Below are 15,035 nucleotides of genomic sequence, written 5' to 3' on the forward strand. Positions count from 1 at the left end.
TCAGTTCCCGCCCTTCTTCTTGCTCGTGGATGAACCCTTGCGCGTCTTCGGCAGGGTGTCGGCCGGCTGGACGACGACGGTCAGGTGGCTGGAGCGCTTCAGGATGCGGTTGGCCGCACCCTTGGCGCGCGGGCGCCAACGCTTCATCGTCGGGCCCTCCTCGACCAGCACGGTGGAGATGACCAGGTCGGAGGCGTCGAGGTCCTCGGTGGTCTCGGCGTTGGCCACCGCGGAGGCGACCAGCTTGCGGAAGTCCTGGGCGACGGCCTGCGGCGCGAACTGCAGCATCGCGACGGCCTCCTCCGCGTTCATGCCACGGATGAGGTCCGCGATGCGGCGGGACTTCTGCGGGGTGACGCGCACGAAGCGGGCCACGGCGAACGCGCCGGGCGCGTCGCCGAGCAGCCGCTCGCGGCGTGCACTGACGGTGGTACGGGTCGCTGCGCTCATCGCCTCTTGGCCTTTCGGTCGTCCTTCTCGTGGCCGCGGAACGTGCGGGTCGGAGCGAACTCGCCGAGCTTGTGCCCGACCATCGAGTCGGTGATGAACACCGGCACGTGCTTGCGGCCGTCGTGCACGGCGATCGTGTGTCCGATGAAGGACGGCAGGATCATCGAGCGACGCGACCAGGTCTTGATCACGGTGTGGGTCCCTGCTTCGTTCTGAGCGTCCACCTTCTTCTCGAGGTGGCCGTCGACGAAGGGACCCTTCTTCAGACTGCGTGGCATTCTTCAGGTCCTCTCTCAGCGGCCGGACTTGCGGCGGCGGACGATCATCTGGTCACTGGCCTTGCGCTTGCGCGTGCGGCCCTCGGGCTTGCCCCACGGGCTGACCGGGTGACGGCCACCGGAGGTCTTGCCCTCACCACCGCCGTGCGGGTGGTCCACAGGGTTCATGACGACACCGCGGACGGTCGGACGCTTGCCCTTCCAGCGGTTGCGGCCGGCCTTGCCCCAGTTGATGTTGGACTGCTCGGCGTTGCCGACCTCGCCCAGCGTCGCGCGGCAGCGGACGTCGACGTAGCGCATCTCGCCGGACGGCAGGCGCAGCTGGGCGCGGCTGCCCTCCTTGGCGACGAGCTGCACGCGCGATCCGGCCGAGCGGCCCATCTTGGCACCGCCGCCGGGGCGGAGCTCGACGGCGTGGATGGTGGAGCCGACCGGGATGTTGCGCAGCGGCAGGTTGTTGCCGGTCTTGATGTCAGCGCCCACACCGGCCTCGACGGTCTGACCCTGGCGGATCCCGTCCGGCGCGATGATGTAGCGCTTCTCACCGTCGGCGTAGTGCAACAGCGCGATGCGAGCGGTGCGGTTCGGGTCGTACTCGATGTGCGCGACCTTGGCCGGCACCCCGTCCTTGTCGTACCGCTTGAAGTCGATGACCCGGTAGGCACGCTTGTGGCCACCACCCTGGTGACGGGTGGTGATGCGGCCCTGGTTGTTGCGCCCGCCCTTCTTGGGCAGCGGCTCCAGCAGGGACTTCTCCGGCGTGCTGCGGGTGACCTCGGCGAAGTCGGCGACGGACGAACCGCGTCGACCGGGCGTGGTCGGCTTGTACTTTCGAATGGCCATGGTTCGCTACCTCAGCTCGGGCTCGAGAAGATGTCGATGCTCTGGCCGGCGGCCACGCTGACGATCGCGCGCTTGGTGTCCTTGCGCTTGCCGAGGCCGTTGCGCGTGCGGCGCGTCTTGCCCTTGCGGTTGATCGTGTTCACAGCGGTCACCGTGACGCCGAAGACGCTCTCGACGGCGATCTTGATCTCCGTCTTGTTGGCGTCCGGGCGCACCAGGAACGTGTACTTGTTGTCGTCGAGGAGGTTGTAGCTCTTCTCGCTGACGACGGGGGCGATCAGCACGTCACGTGCATCCTTGTGCAGGGTGCTCATGCTCACTCTCCTGCCTTCGTGAAGCCGGCAGCCTCTGCCGCCGACTCGTTCTCGAACCAGACGTCGGCCTCGGCGTCGGCGTAGCCACCGTCGCCCTCGACCAGGAACGTCTTGCTGGACTCGACGCCCTTGACCTCGTGACCCTTGGGCGCGTTGCCGCTCTTGAGCGGCGCCTTGGACCCGGGGCCGTACGGCTGGGTCTTGGTGGCGCCCTCGACCTCGGCGTCGACCGACTCGGTCGCGGCGGCCTCGGCCTTCTTGGCCGGGGCCTTCTTCGCCGGGGCCTTCGTGGCCGGTGCCGCGTCGGCCTCGACGACGGCCTCGCTCAACGCGACCGTGGAGACACCCTCGGCCGAGCGGGCCGCGACGAACGCGTCGAAGGCGGCCTTGGTGAAGACGAGGTCGTCGCTGCGCACGACGTCGTAGGTGTTGAGCTGGTCGAAGGTGATCAGCTCGACGTCCTTGGCGTTGCGCAGGCTGAGCTGGGTCACGGCGTCGTCACGCTCGACGACGACCAGCACACGGCGGCGGGCGGTGAGCTCGCGCACGGCGGCGATCGCGGCCTTCGTCGACGGCGTCTCGCCAGTCACGAGGGACTCGACGACGTGCAGGCGGCCCGTGCGTGCCCGGTCGGAGAGGGCACCGCGCAGAGCGGCAGCCTTCATCTTCTTGGGCGTGCGCTGCTCGTAGCTGCGCGGCGTCGGTCCGTGGACGATGCCACCGCCGGCGTACTGAGGCGCACGGATCGAGCCCTGGCGGGCGCGGCCGGTCCCCTTCTGGCGGTACGGCTTCTTGCCACCACCGCGGACCTCGCCGCGGCTCTTGACGTCGTGGGTACCCTGACGCGCTGCAGCGAGCTGGGCGGTGACGACCTGGTGGATCAGGGGGACGTTGGTCTGCACGTCGAAGATGTCGACGGGCAGATCCGCATCGATGCTCTTGACCATGGATCAGGCTCCCTTGGCTGCGCTGCGGACGACGACGAGGCCGCCCTTGGGACCGGGGACCGCGCCCTTGACGAGGATGACGCCCTTGTCGGCGTCGACCGCGTGGACGGTGAGGTTCTGGGTGGTGACGGTCTCGACACCCATGTGACCGGCCATGCGCAGGCCCTTGAAGACCCGGCCGGGGGTGGCGCAGCCGCCGATGGAACCGGGCTTGCGGTGGTTGCGGTGCGCGCCGTGGGAGGCGCCCACACCGGCGAACCCGTGACGCTTCATGACGCCCGCGAAGCCCTTGCCCTTGCTGGTGGCGGTCACGTCGACGGCGTCGCCGGTGGCGAAGATCTCCGGGGAGATCTCCTGACCGACGGTGTAGTCGGCGATGGCCTCGGTGCGGATCTCCACGACGTGGCGGCGCGGCGTGACGCCGGCCTTGGCGAAGTGACCCGACTCGGGTTTGTTGACCTTGCGGCCGTCGATCTCGCCGAAGCCGAGCTGCACGGCGGTGTAGCCGTCGGTCTCGCGCGTGCGGATCTGGGTGACGACGTTGGTGTCGGCGGCCAGGACGGTGACCGGAACGACCAGGCCGTTCTCGTCCCACACCTGGGTCATGCCGATCTTGCGGGCCAGCAGGCCGCGCGTGTTCTGGGTGGAGGTGGTGCTCATAGGTCTGTCGTTCCCCTCAGAGCTTGATCTCGATGTCGACGCCGGCCGGCAGGTCGAGTCGCATGAGCGAGTCGACCGTCTTGGGCGTCGGATCGATGATGTCGATGAGCCGCTTGTGCGTACGCATCTCGAAGTGCTCGCGGCTGTCCTTGTACTTGTGGGGCGAACGGATCACGCAGAACACGTTCTTCTCCGTCGGCAGCGGCACGGGCCCTGCGACGGAGGCACCCGTCCGGGTCACCGTGTCGACGATCTTGCGCGCGGAGGTGTCGATCACCTCGTGGTCGTAGGCCTTGAGCCGGATACGGATCTTCTGTCCCGCCATGCTCTGCTCGTCCTTACTCTCGTCAGCTGTCTGTGCTCGTGGATGTCGCCACCCGTGGAGGGTCGCTCCCCTCCGGCCCCCGAGGTCGGGCGTGTCGTGATCGTGACCACGAGCATGCGCAACACTTCTGGAGTTGGGTGGTTGGAGCGCCCGATGCCGACGACGGCCTGGGACCAGTCCGTGTCTGTCGCACCTGCGACGCTCAGGCCGATCCGCGACGCACCCGTGGTTCCCGGCGTGAGCCCGGGCAGGCGCGCCCCAGCGATCCAGCCGGAGCAACCGCACTAGTCTGACAGACCCCCGCCCGAGAACACAAATCGCCTCCCGCGGTCTTGCGGTTTACCACGGTCCCACGGCAAGCGTGCACTCCCCGCGGCAGATCTGCCGGGGGAAGAACCATCTCGCCGCGGGAGGAGGGCCCTCCGCGCACCGGCGATGCGGGGCGTCGCTCCTGCTCCCGTGCGTCCACGTCCGGCAGGCCCTGCTGTCGTTCACCGCAGCGGCAGCCTTCGGGCCTGCGCCTCATCGATGGACAGCGAAGGAGCGCGCCTCTCGGGCGTAGAGCCGGCGGGACTCGTGCATCGCCCGCCGGATCCGCTCGGCGGTGGCTGCACGACGATCCGGGGCGAGGTCGGCCCACACCCACCGGGACATCCCCAGCCCGAGCGACCTGATGCGGTCCTCGCGGATCTTCTCCTGGGTCAGGACGAGCCCCCGGTCGTCGGGCAGGAGGTTGAGGCGGCCGTACTTGAGCTGGCCGTCGAACTCGCCCACGTGGCACCACCACTCCCACAGGAAGTCCAGCCGCGCGTCCCCGCCACCCGCGAGGGCCAGGCGCGCTTGGAGCGTCGGGTGTGGGAGGGCGCCCTCCCACATCATGTGCAGCGACCGCACCTCTCCGACCGACTCGAGAGCCGGGTCCGAGAGCCGGACGGCCAGCCGCGCACGCCGGACGCCGGGCCAGTGCCGCAGAGCGACGAGGCTGCGTTCGAGGTCCGTCTCGCTGACCAAGCCCAGGCGGAGGGCCGAGGAGATTGTCACCATCGCCGACTCCACGTCCTCGGAAACAGCGACCTCCAGCACGGCGCGCAACGGCGACGACACCGCTCGACCGTCCACCTCGACGACGTCGGAGTCCGGGAGGTCGTTCTCGTGGTGGATGACCCCTGCCTCCTGCCGACCGGCCCGGCCGTCCACCCTCGTCACGTGCACGGGGCCGGCGCTCGGGAGGTAGAGGTCGAGACCGTGGAGCGCCGCAGCACTCGCGTGGGTGGCGACGACGCCGGGACCGAGCTTGTCGAGCACCGATCGAGTCCGGATCGCGAGCCGTTGGCCGTCGTCCGCCGTCGCCCACGACGCGCGAGTGGCGTACGTGCCGTGACGGATCCGCACGACCTCTCCAGCCCTGCGCCAGGCCGCGATGATGCGGTCGTCGACCCCGAGGTCGAGCAGCTGGTGACGGAAGAGGTAGCCGCCGTTGGCTTCGGCGAGCGCGGTGAGGTGAGCGTCCATGGAGGAGATCGTCGTCAGCGCAGGTGCGGGGCGCCATCGGTCGTGTCGGCGCTGTGGACGACGCCTCCGTCACTGCTCGACTGTGGACGCGGCGGACCTCCCCCGGCAATGCTGTTCTTCCCGCGGCAGATCTGCCGCGGGAAGAACAGCCATACCGTGGGACCGTGGTAAACCGCGAGCACGACGAAGCCCCCGCCGAGCCGGGGCTCGAGCGGGGGCTTCGCGGATCAGCGGGTCAGAGACTCACTTGATGATCTTGGTGACACGGCCGGCGCCGACGGTGCGGCCACCCTCGCGGATGGCGAAGCGCTGGCCGTCCTCCAGGGCGATCGGCTGGATCAGCTTGACGCTGATCTCCGTGTTGTCGCCCGGCATGACCATCTCGGTGCCCTCGGGCAGCTCGACGACACCGGTCACGTCCGTGGTGCGGACGTAGAACTGCGGGCGGTAGTTGTTGAAGAACGGCGTGTGACGGCCGCCCTCGTCCTTGGACAGGATGTAGACCTGGCCCTCGAACTCCGTGTGCGGCGTGGCCGAACCCGGAGCGATGACGACCTGACCGCGCTCGACGTCCTCGCGCTTGGTGCCGCGCAGCAGCAGGCCGACGTTCTCGCCCGCCTCGGCGTAGTCGAGGAACTTGCGGAACATCTCGATGCCCGTGACCGTCGTGGTCTGCTTGTCCTCACGGATGCCGACGATGTCGACGGTCTCGTTGACGTTGATCTTGCCGCGCTCGATCTTGCCGGTGACGACGGTGCCGCGACCGGTGATCGTGAAGACGTCCTCGATGGCCATCAGGAAGGGCTTGTCGGTGTCGCGGTCCGGCATCGGGACGTTCTCGTCGACGGCCTCCATGAGGTCCTCGACGCTCTTGACCCACTCCGGGTCGCCCTCGAGCGCCTTGAGCGCCGAGACCTTGACCACGGGGGCGTTGTCACCGTCGAAGTCCTGCTCGCTGAGCAGCTCACGGACCTCCATCTCGACGAGCTCGAGGATCTCCTCGTCGTCGACCATGTCGGACTTGTTGAGCGCGACCAGGATGTAGGGCACGCCGACCTGGCGGGCGAGCAGCACGTGCTCGCGCGTCTGGGGCATGGGGCCGTCGGTGGCGGCGACCACGAGGATCGCGCCGTCCATCTGGGCCGCACCGGTGATCATGTTCTTCACGTAGTCGGCGTGGCCGGGAGCATCGACGTGCGCGTAGTGACGCGCCTCGGTCTGGTACTCGACGTGAGAGATGGAGATCGTGATGCCGCGCTGCTTCTCCTCCGGCGCGTTGTCGATCTGGTCGAACGCCGACGCGGAGTTGAGATCCGGGTACTTGTCGGCGAGCACCTTGGTGATCGCCGCCGTCAGCGTGGTCTTGCCGTGGTCGACGTGACCGATCGTGCCGATGTTGACGTGCGGCTTGGTCCGCTCGAACTTCGCCTTAGCCACTTGGGCTCCTCCTGAGTTGGTTGTTGCTTGTCTGTGAACGCCGTCGGATCCGGATGAGAACCTCAGGCCACCTTATGGGATGGACCGCTGTTACTCGCCGCGGGCCTTCTTGATGATCTCCTCCGCGACGGCCTTGGGAACCTCGGCGTAAGAGTCGAACTGCATCGAGTACGACGCGCGCCCGGAGGTCTTGGACCTCAGGTCGCCCACGTAGCCGAACATCTCGGAGAGCGGCACCAGTGCCTTGACGAGCTTGGCGCCGCCGTAGCCCTCCTCCATGGACTGGACCTGGCCACGGCGGGAGTTGAGGTCGCCGATGACATCGCCCATGTAGTCCTCGGGCGTGGTCACCTCCACGGCGAACATCGGCTCCAGCAGGGCGGGGTCGGCCTTGCGCGCGGCCTCCTTGAAGGCCATGTTGCCGGCCAGCTTGAACGCGAGCTCGGAGGAGTCGACGTCGTGGTAGGCGCCGTCCTCGAGGGTGAACTTCACGTCGACCATCGGGTAGCCGGCGAGGACGCCGAACTCCATGGCCTGCTGACCGCCGGCGTCGACCGAGGGGATGTACTCCTTCGGCACGCGGCCTCCGGTGACCTCGTTGACGAACTCGTAGCCGCCCTCGTTCTCGCCCTCCGGCGCGTTCGGCGCGACGCCGATGACGACCTTGGCGAACTGGCCCGAGCCACCGGTCTGCTTCTTGTGGGTGTAGCTGTGACCGGTGACGGCGCGCTTGATGGTCTCGCGGTAGGCGACCTGCGGCTTGCCGACGTTGGCCTCGACCTTGAACTCGCGCTTCATGCGGTCGACCAGGATGTCGAGGTGCAGCTCACCCATGCCGGCGATGATGGTCTGGCCGGTCTCCTCGTCGGTGTGGACCTGGAACGTCGGGTCCTCCTCGGCGAGCTTCTGGATGGCGACGCCGAGCTTCTCCTGGTCGCTCTTGGTCTTGGGCTCGATGGCGACCTGGATGACGGGCGCCGGGAAGCTCATGGACTCCAGCACGATCGGCTTGGCCGGGTCGGCCAGCGTCTCGCCGGTGGTGGTGTCCTTCAGACCCATGACGGCCACGATCTGACCTGCACCGACCGACGCGATCTCCTCGCGCTTGTTGGCGTGCATCTGGTAGATCTTGCCGATCCGCTCCTTGCGACCCTTGGTCACGTTCAGCACGTTGCTGCCGGACTCCAGGCGACCGGAGTAGACCCGGACGAAGGTCAGCTTGCCCAGGTGCGGGTCGGTGGCGATCTTGAAGGCCAGACCTGCGAACGGGGACTCCTCGGAGGGCTCGCGGGAGTCCTCGACCGACTCGTCCTTGGCGTCGTGGCCCTTGACGGCCCCGACGTCGATGGGCGAGGGCAGGTAGTCGACGACCGCGTCGAGCAGGGGCTGGACGCCCTTGTTCTTGAATGCCGTGCCGCACAGGACCGGGTTGAGCGCCGCCGCCAGGGTCGCGCGACGGATCGCGGCCTTGAGGGTGTCGACGTCGATCTCCTCGCCCTCGAGGTAGAGCATCGCGATGTCGTCGTCGACGTCGGAGAGGGTCTCGAGCAGGCGCTCGCGACCCTCGGCCGCGGTGTCGGCGAGCTCGGCGGGGATCTCCTCGACGGTGTAGTCCTCACCGATCGTGGTCTCGCCGCGCCACGTGAGGGCACGCATGCCGACGAGGTCGATCACGCCGAGGAAGTCGCTCTCGGCGCCGATCGGGATCTGCAGGACGAGCGCCGTGGCGCCGAGGCGCTCACGGATGGTCTTGACGCAGAAGTCGAACGACGCACCCGTGCGGTCGAGCTTGTTGACGAAGCACATGCGCGGGACGCCGTACTTGTCGGCCTGACGCCAGACGGTCTCGGACTGCGGCTCGACACCGGCGACACCGTCGAAGACGGCGACGGCGCCGTCGAGGACGCGCAGCGAGCGCTCGACCTCGACGGTGAAGTCGACGTGCCCGGGGGTGTCGATGATGTTGATCTGGTGGTCCTTCCACCAGCAGGTGGTGGCGGCGGACGTGATGGTGATGCCGCGCTCCTGCTCCTGCTCCATCCAGTCCATCGTGGCGCCGCCGTCGTGGACCTCACCGATCTTGTAGGTGATGCCGGTGTAGAACAGGATGCGCTCGGTGGTCGTCGTCTTGCCGGCATCGATGTGCGCCATGATGCCGATGTTGCGAACGCGCTTCAGATCGGTCGTGATGTCGGTTGCCACGTGGGGTAGCCGTTCCTTACGTCGGGGTGGTGCTGGTTACCAGCGGTAGTGGGCGAAGGCGCGGTTGGCCTCGGCCATCTTGTGGGTGTCCTCGCGCTTCTTGACGCTGCCCCCGAGGCCGTTGCTGGCGTCGAGGATCTCGTTCTGCAGGCGCTCGGCCATCGTCTTCTCGCGACGCTCGCTGGCGTACTTGACGAGCCAGCGCAGCGCGAGGGTGGTCTGACGGGCCGGACGAACCTCGATCGGGACCTGGTAGGTCGCGCCACCGACACGGCGGCTCTTGACCTCCAGGCTCGGCTTGACGTTGTCGAGCGCGCGCTTGAGCGTGACGACCGGATCGGTGCCGTTCTTGGCCCGAGCGCCCTCGAGGGCGCTGTAGACGATGCGCTGGGCGGTCTGCTTCTTGCCGTCGACCAGGATCTTGTTGATCAGCTGGGTGACCAGCTGGTTGCTGTAGACCGGATCGGTCTCGGGGATGCGCTTCGGAGCGGGACCCTTGCGAGGCATCAGCTCTTCTCCTTCTTCGCGCCGTAACGGCTGCGAGCCTGCTTGCGGCCCTTGACACCCTGGGTGTCGAGGGAGCCGCGAACGATCTTGTACCGGACGCCGGGGAGGTCCTTCACACGGCCACCGCGCACGAGCACGATGGAGTGCTCCTGCAGGTTGTGCCCCTCGCCGGGGATGTAAGCGGTGACCTCGGTCCCGCTGGAGAGCTTGACACGAGCAACCTTGCGCAGCGCGGAGTTCGGCTTCTTCGGCGTCGTGGTGTACACGCGGGTGCACACGCCGCGGCGCTGGGGCGAGCCCTTGAGGGCCGGCGTGCTGTTCTTGACCACCTTGGTCTGACGACCCTTGCGGACCAGCTGGTTGATCGTGGGCACTACGTCTTCTTTCGTTGCGGTTCGTGGGGAGCTGCCCACGGCGAAGCGCATCGGAACGACGCGGACGGCTGGTGGGCACGACGTGCGGCCCGACAGACGTCAGGCACAGGTGCCCATGCTACCGGGCGCCCATGCCGGGGTCAAAATGCGGGGGTGACGGTCCGGTCCGGCCGGACCACCTCAGGTGCGACCGACGAGCAGCTGGGCCAGGTGCACGGCGCGCACGTCCGCGAGGTCGTCGAGCTGGGTCCGGCAGCTGAAGCCGTCGGCGAGGACGACCGCGCCGGGACCGGCGTCGCGCACGGCCGGCATCAGCTGGTGCTCGGCGACCGCGACGGAGACCTCGTAGTGGCCCTTCTCGACGCCGAAGTTGCCGGCCAGGCCACAGCATCCCGACAACCGGGTGACACGGGCGCCGCTGCGCTCGAGCAGGGCCAGGTCGGCGCCGAAGCCCATGACGGAGGACTGGTGGCAGTGCGGCTGCACGACCACCTCGGTTCCGGAGAGGTCCGGCGGACTCCACCCGGGGGTCCGCTCGAGCAGCTCGGCCAGGGTCACGACGCCGGCGGCGACCTCGGCCGCGCGCGGGTCGTCGATCAGCTCGACGGCGTCGGAGCGCAGCACGGCGGTGCACGAGGGTTCGAGCCCGAGGACGGGGACACCCTGCTCCACGTAGGGGTGCAGCTGCTCGACGGCCCGTCGGACCAGCGTGCGCGCCGTGTCCAGCTGGCCGGTGGTGATCCACGTCAGGCCGCAGCACTGGGGGCGACGCAGGACCTCGACGGCGTACCCGGCCGACTCGAGCAGCGTGATCGCCGCTCGGCCCGCGTCGGTGGAGAAGTACTCGGTGAACGAGTCGGCCCACAGCAGGACCCGGGCACTCCCTCCCCGCGACTCAACGGCAGCAGCGCCGTCGGTGTGGGCGCGGGCGCGCGCGAGACGACCGAAGCGACGCGTCGCGAAGGTCGGCAGGCTGCGTCGCTGGTCGACCCCGGCGACCCAGCGGGCGACGTGCACCAGACCCGGGACCCGCAGGGCCAGGTTCGTGAGCCGGGCGACCGGCGAGGTGAGCCGCGCCCAGAACGGCAGCCGGCCGAGCACGTAGTGGCTGCGCGGGCGGACGCGTCCGCGGTAGCTCTGGTGCAGGACCTCGCTCTTGTACGTGGCCATGTCGACGCCGGTGGGACAGTCGCTGAGGCAGCCCTTGCAGGACAGGCACAGGTCGAGTGCCTCGTGGACCTCGGGCGAGCGGAAGCCCTCCCCCACGAGGCGGCCGTCGACCATCTCCTGCAGCACGCGCGCGCGGCCGCGGGTCGAGTCCTTCTCCTGCCGGGTGGCCTGGAAGGAGGGGCACATGACCGAGGCGTTGGGTCGGTTGTCGGCCAGGCACTTGCCCACGCCGGTGCAGCGGTGCACGGCTGCTCCGAGGTCGCCGTCGTCGTGCAGCAGGCGAAGTCCGCGCCGCGCCCCCTGGAGACCGGGCGCCCACCCGCGACCCTGTCCGCGCAGGTCGGCGTCGAGCGGGGCCGGACGGACGAGCGTGCCGGGATTCATGAGGTCGTCGGGGTCGAGGACGTGCTTGACCGCGGCGAACAGGTCGATCGCGGCCGGGGAGTACATGAGCGGGAGCAGCTCCGAGCGGGCCCGGCCATCGCCGTGCTCCCCGGAGAAGGATCCCCCGTGGGACGCGGTGAGTCGGGCGGCGTCCTCGATGAAGTGCCGGTACGCCGCGCTCCCGCCGTCGTCGGAGAGCGGGAAGTCGATGCGCACGTGCACGCATCCGTCGCCGAGGTGCCCGTAGGGCTCGCCGTGGAGGTCGTGCTCGGCGAGGAGTCCGGCGAAGTCGCGCAGGTAGGCACCGACCGCCTCCGGCGGGACGGCCGCGTCCTCCCAGCCCGACAGCGCCGGCCGGTCCCAGATGCGCGAGGCCAGGCCGGCGCCCTCCTCACGGATCCGCCAGAAGGCCGCCTGCGCGCGCGAGTCCGTGACGTGCCGGTGGTCGAGCGCCTGGGAGGCACGCACGACCTCGTCGCCGCGCGCCGCGAGGGCCGCGGGGTCGTCGCCGGCGAGCTCGACGTAGAGGTATCCCCCGCCGCGCGGGTAGTCCGGGACGCCGGCACTGCCCTTGGCCTCTGCGAAGACCTCGACGATCCGCGCGCCGAGCCCCTCGCAGGCGATCGGGTCGAAGGGGAGCATCGTCGGGACGTCGTCACCGGCCTCGGCCATCGACCCGTACCCCAGCACCACGAGGTGGACGTGCCGCGGGACCTCGACGAGGTCGACGGTGGCCGAGCGGATGAGGCCGAGGGTGCCCTCGGTGCCTGCCATGAAGGAGGCCACGTCGAAGCCGCGCTCGGGGAGCAGGTGCTCGAGGCTGTAGCCGGAGACCTGACGTCCGAACCGACCGAACTCGGTGCGCACGGTGGCGAGGTCGGAGCCGATCACCTCCCGCAGCCGGTCCAGGGTGGGCGAGGCACTGGACCCGTCGCGGGCGAGCACGAGTCGCTCCCCCGCCGCGGTGAGCACCTCCAGGCCCGCGACGTTGTCGGCGCTGCGGCCGTAGCCGAGGGCGCGGTTGCCGCAGGCGTTGTTGCCGATCATCCCGCCGACCGTGCAGCGGGTGTGGGTCGAGGGGTCCGGGCCGAAGCGGAGCCCGTGAGGGCCGGCGGCGGTCTGCAGCGCGGCGTGGACGACGCCGGGATCGACCGTCGCGCGGCCCGCCTCGACGTCGACCTCGTGCACGCGGTTCAGGTGCGCGGAGAGGTCGACGACGATGCCCGACCCGACGGCGTTCCCGGCGATGGACGTCCCGGCACCGCGCGGCGTGACGGGCACGCCGGTCTCGCGCGAGGCGGCGAGGACGGCCTCGAGCTCGTCGCCGTGGCGTGGTCGCACCACGACCTGCGGCACGACGCGGTAGAGCGACGCGTCGGTGCTGTACAGCGCGCGTGCCAGCGAGGAGTCGTCGACGTCGCCCACCCCGTGGCGCCGGAGAGCGGCGACGACGTCCTGCCGCACGGAGAGGGTGGTGTCGACCATGAGTAGCATGCTACTACGGTGCGGCGACGACCCCGAGCGTCAAGACCCCGAGCGTCGCAGGGAGTGGGTCACCACAGGTCCAGCGACGCCGTCATGATCGCGGCGAGGTCCTCGGCCTGTGGAGCCTTCGGTGCGGTCGTGAGCAGCCGCTCCTGCTTCAACGCCCCCTCGGTGAGCGCATCGACGTCACTCTCGCCGAAGCCGACCGCGGACAGGCCCGGCGGGATGCCGACGTCGCGCATCACCCGCGTCAGGACCGCCGGCAGGAGGTCGGGGCCGTCGGCTTCCGGCGCAGCCGGCTCGAGCAGGCGTGCCGCGCGCACGTGGCGCTCGGGGGCTGCGTCGAAGGTCCATCGGAAGGCTTCCGGGGCGGTCAGCGAGACCGCCATCCCGTGCGGCACCATCGCGTGGTCCCCCCCTTCGACCAGCACTGGGTAGCCGTCGGGCCTGAAGTCACGCACCTGCCCCGCGATCGGGTAGGCGTTCGCGTGCGGGATGTGGACCCCTGCGTTGCCGAAGCCCAGTCCGGCGAAGGTCGCCGCCATCGCGACCTCCGTCCGGGCGTGCGCGTCGCCGCCGTCGAGGACGGCGGTGCGGAACGAGCCCGACATCAGGGTCAGGGCCTTCTCGCACCACAGGTCGGAGATCGGGTTCGACCCGCAGTACGGCACCCGCTGGTCCGCGCGCTTGGCCTCGTAGGACGTGAAGGGACGGGCGGTGTAGCTCTCGAGGGCGTGGCACAGGATGTCCAGGCCGGAGGCCGCCGTGACGCCCGCCGGCTGGCTCATGGTGAGCTCCGGGTCGACGACCGCCATGGTCGGGCGCAGGCGCGGGTGGGAGATGCCGGTCTTGACGTGCTGGCTGACGACGTCGAGCACGCAGATGGTGGTGCTCTCGCTCCCCGTGCCCGTCGTGGTCGGCACCGCGACGAGCGGCAGCAGCGCGTTGGCCGGCGCCCGCCCGCCGCCGACCGGGGCGTTCACGTAGTCCATCAGCTCACCGTCGTTGGTCAGCAGCAGGTCGACGGCCTTGGCGGTGTCGATGGCCGTGCCACCGCCGATCGCCACCACGGCGTCGAACGGCGCCTCGGCCCGCGCGAACGCCACCGCCTCGGCGAGGCTCGCGTCGGTCGGCTCGACGCGGGCCCGGTCGAAGACGACCGCCTCGATGCCGTCCCGACCCAACGCCTCGGCCACCTCTGCCGGGGCGCCTGTCGCCGCGACACCGGGGTCGGTGACGAGCAGGACACGACGTGCCCCCAGGTCGGCCAGGTCGTGCCCCAGCTCGTGACGCGCACCGGCACCGAACTTCAGCCGCGGCGCCCCGTAGGTGAAGATCGACTCGGCGTGCTCGGGGTGGTGGCTCATGTCGGCTCCTCGATGATGGTCGGCCGCGCGGGCCGGACAGGTGGGGTCGGTGGTGCGAGCGCCATCAGCTCGGCTCGACGTCCTCGGGCCACAGTCGCACGTCCGTCGGGTCATCGCTCAGCTGACCGATCAGCAGGGCGGCGGTACGCACCAGGTGGGTGCGCATCGCCTCGGCGGCCGCGTCCGGGTCCTGCGCGAGGATCGCCGCGACGATGGGCTCGTGGTCCTCGAGCACGTCGGTCACGGTGCGGGACCGGTCCACGGTCACGGCCCCTCGGGCCCGGACCGACGACCGGAGCTGTCCGACCTCTCGCGCGAGCCGGTCGTTGCCCGGGGCGCCGTCGATGATCGCGTGCAGCGCCCGGTCGCACCCCTCGAACCTCTCCAGGGAGCCGGACGCGGCGGCCTCGCGGAGGTCGGAGAGGGCGCCGCGCAGCTCTTCGGCCAGCGACGCGTCGAGGTGCGCCGCCGCCCACGCCGCCGCGGGGACCTCGAGCAGGAGGCGCAGCTCGAAGACCTCGCGCACGTCCGCGGCGGTGATGGAGCGGACCACGAACCCGCGGTTGCGCTCGATCGAGACCAGCCCCGCGTCCGCGAGGCGCAGCACGGCCTCGCGCACCGGCGTGCGGGAGACGTCGTGCTCGGCGGCGAGGCGGTAGACCGAGTGGCGGGAGCCGGCCGCCAGGGACCCGGTGAGGATCGCGTCGCGGACCACGGTGAAGACGCGATCGGCAGCACTCGGGTGCGACGAGGACTGCGCCGGGCACATGGGGAGCTCGC

General features: G+C 70.0%; 15 protein-coding genes. All 15 read right to left on the minus strand.

All coding sequences use genetic code 11. The features are described from left to right. Positions 1-450, minus strand: a complete 450-nt coding sequence (gene rplV / locus ABD213_RS06220; RefSeq protein ID WP_344325974.1) for a 50S ribosomal protein L22 — start codon at positions 448-450, stop codon at positions 1-3. Further along, positions 447-728, minus strand: coding sequence for a 30S ribosomal protein S19 (gene rpsS / locus ABD213_RS06225; protein WP_344325977.1), 282 nt, complete (start codon positions 726-728; stop codon positions 447-449). The genes rplV and rpsS overlap by 4 nt, the downstream gene beginning before the upstream one ends. A 15-nt stretch (positions 729-743) precedes the next feature. Beyond that, positions 744-1,571: a 50S ribosomal protein L2 gene (gene rplB, locus ABD213_RS06230; protein WP_344325980.1), complete on the minus strand. Its 828-nt coding sequence runs from the start codon at positions 1,569-1,571 to the stop codon at positions 744-746. 11 nt (positions 1,572-1,582) lie between these two features. Beyond that, positions 1,583-1,885, minus strand: a complete 303-nt coding sequence (gene rplW / locus ABD213_RS06235; protein WP_344325983.1) for a 50S ribosomal protein L23 — start codon at positions 1,883-1,885, stop codon at positions 1,583-1,585. A 2-nt stretch (positions 1,886-1,887) separates the two neighbouring features. Next, on the minus strand, positions 1,888-2,832 hold the full coding sequence (gene rplD / locus ABD213_RS06240; RefSeq protein WP_344325986.1) for a 50S ribosomal protein L4, sunset domain variant: 945 nt from the start codon (positions 2,830-2,832) through the stop codon (positions 1,888-1,890). A 3-nt stretch (positions 2,833-2,835) separates the two neighbouring features. Continuing rightward, positions 2,836-3,492 carry a 50S ribosomal protein L3 gene (rplC, locus tag ABD213_RS06245; protein ID WP_344325989.1) on the minus strand — a complete coding sequence of 219 codons (657 nt, stop codon included), beginning with the start codon at positions 3,490-3,492 and terminating at the stop codon, positions 2,836-2,838. 16 nt (positions 3,493-3,508) lie between these two features. Further along, positions 3,509-3,817: a 30S ribosomal protein S10 gene (rpsJ, locus tag ABD213_RS06250; RefSeq protein WP_067859819.1), complete on the minus strand. Its 309-nt coding sequence runs from the start codon at positions 3,815-3,817 to the stop codon at positions 3,509-3,511. Positions 3,818-4,339: 522 nt separating this feature from the next. Then, entirely contained in the window at positions 4,340-5,329 is a 990-nt protein-coding gene (locus tag ABD213_RS06255; RefSeq protein ID WP_344325994.1) for a type IV toxin-antitoxin system AbiEi family antitoxin domain-containing protein, read from the minus strand. A gap of 243 nt (positions 5,330-5,572) precedes the next feature. Further along, positions 5,573-6,766 (minus strand): elongation factor Tu, encoded by a 1,194-nt coding sequence (gene tuf / locus ABD213_RS06260; RefSeq protein ID WP_344325997.1) that lies wholly within the window; start codon positions 6,764-6,766, stop codon positions 5,573-5,575. A 90-nt stretch (positions 6,767-6,856) separates the two neighbouring features. Beyond that, on the minus strand, positions 6,857-8,917 hold the full coding sequence (gene fusA, locus ABD213_RS06265) for an elongation factor G (RefSeq protein ID WP_425546027.1): 2,061 nt from the start codon (positions 8,915-8,917) through the stop codon (positions 6,857-6,859). Positions 8,918-9,004: 87 nt separating this feature from the next. Then, positions 9,005-9,475 (minus strand): 30S ribosomal protein S7, encoded by a 471-nt coding sequence (rpsG, locus tag ABD213_RS06270; RefSeq protein WP_344326003.1) that lies wholly within the window; start codon positions 9,473-9,475, stop codon positions 9,005-9,007. After that, the gene (gene rpsL / locus ABD213_RS06275) at positions 9,475-9,849 is read right to left on the minus strand and encodes a 30S ribosomal protein S12 (protein WP_344326006.1); all 375 of its coding nucleotides are present in this window, start codon (positions 9,847-9,849) and stop codon (positions 9,475-9,477) included. Before rpsL ends, rpsG begins: the two co-directional genes overlap by 1 nt. 180 nt (positions 9,850-10,029) lie before the next feature. Next, positions 10,030-12,888: an FAD-binding and (Fe-S)-binding domain-containing protein gene (locus ABD213_RS06280; RefSeq protein ID WP_344326009.1), complete on the minus strand. Its 2,859-nt coding sequence runs from the start codon at positions 12,886-12,888 to the stop codon at positions 10,030-10,032. A 68-nt stretch (positions 12,889-12,956) separates the two neighbouring features. Next, positions 12,957-14,255, minus strand: a complete 1,299-nt coding sequence (locus tag ABD213_RS06285; RefSeq protein ID WP_344326013.1) for a hydroxyacid-oxoacid transhydrogenase — start codon at positions 14,253-14,255, stop codon at positions 12,957-12,959. 64 nt (positions 14,256-14,319) lie between these two features. Further along, positions 14,320-15,024: a GntR family transcriptional regulator gene (locus ABD213_RS06290; RefSeq protein WP_344326016.1), complete on the minus strand. Its 705-nt coding sequence runs from the start codon at positions 15,022-15,024 to the stop codon at positions 14,320-14,322. Positions 15,025-15,035 lie beyond the last annotated feature (11 nt).

The organism is Aeromicrobium halocynthiae, assembly GCF_039531385.1.
Classification (GTDB): Bacteria; Actinomycetota; Actinomycetes; order Propionibacteriales; family Nocardioidaceae; genus Aeromicrobium; species Aeromicrobium halocynthiae.

Excerpts from the sequence above, each read along its gene's own strand:
- rpsG (WP_344326003.1), bottom strand. The coding sequence starts at position 9,475 with ATGCCTCGCAAGGGTCCCGCTCCGAAGCGCATCCCCGAGACCGATCCG.
- ABD213_RS06255 (WP_344325994.1), bottom strand. The coding sequence starts at position 5,329 with ATGGACGCTCACCTCACCGCGCTCGCCGAAGCCAACGGCGGCTACCTC.
- rplD (WP_344325986.1), bottom strand. The coding sequence starts at position 2,832 with ATGGTCAAGAGCATCGATGCGGATCTGCCCGTCGACATCTTCGACGTG.
- ABD213_RS06280 (WP_344326009.1), bottom strand. The coding sequence starts at position 12,888 with ATGGTCGACACCACCCTCTCCGTGCGGCAGGACGTCGTCGCCGCTCTC.
- rplC (WP_344325989.1), bottom strand. The coding sequence starts at position 3,492 with ATGAGCACCACCTCCACCCAGAACACGCGCGGCCTGCTGGCCCGCAAG.
- ABD213_RS06290 (WP_344326016.1), bottom strand. The coding sequence starts at position 15,024 with ATGTGCCCGGCGCAGTCCTCGTCGCACCCGAGTGCTGCCGATCGCGTC.
- ABD213_RS06285 (WP_344326013.1), bottom strand. The coding sequence starts at position 14,255 with ATGAGCCACCACCCCGAGCACGCCGAGTCGATCTTCACCTACGGGGCG.
- rplB (WP_344325980.1), bottom strand. The coding sequence starts at position 1,571 with ATGGCCATTCGAAAGTACAAGCCGACCACGCCCGGTCGACGCGGTTCG.
- rplW (WP_344325983.1), bottom strand. The coding sequence starts at position 1,885 with ATGAGCACCCTGCACAAGGATGCACGTGACGTGCTGATCGCCCCCGTC.
- fusA (WP_425546027.1), bottom strand. The coding sequence starts at position 8,917 with ATGGCGCACATCGATGCCGGCAAGACGACGACCACCGAGCGCATCCTG.
- rpsJ (WP_067859819.1), bottom strand. The coding sequence starts at position 3,817 with ATGGCGGGACAGAAGATCCGTATCCGGCTCAAGGCCTACGACCACGAG.
- rplV (WP_344325974.1), bottom strand. The coding sequence starts at position 450 with ATGAGCGCAGCGACCCGTACCACCGTCAGTGCACGCCGCGAGCGGCTG.
- rpsS (WP_344325977.1), bottom strand. The coding sequence starts at position 728 with ATGCCACGCAGTCTGAAGAAGGGTCCCTTCGTCGACGGCCACCTCGAG.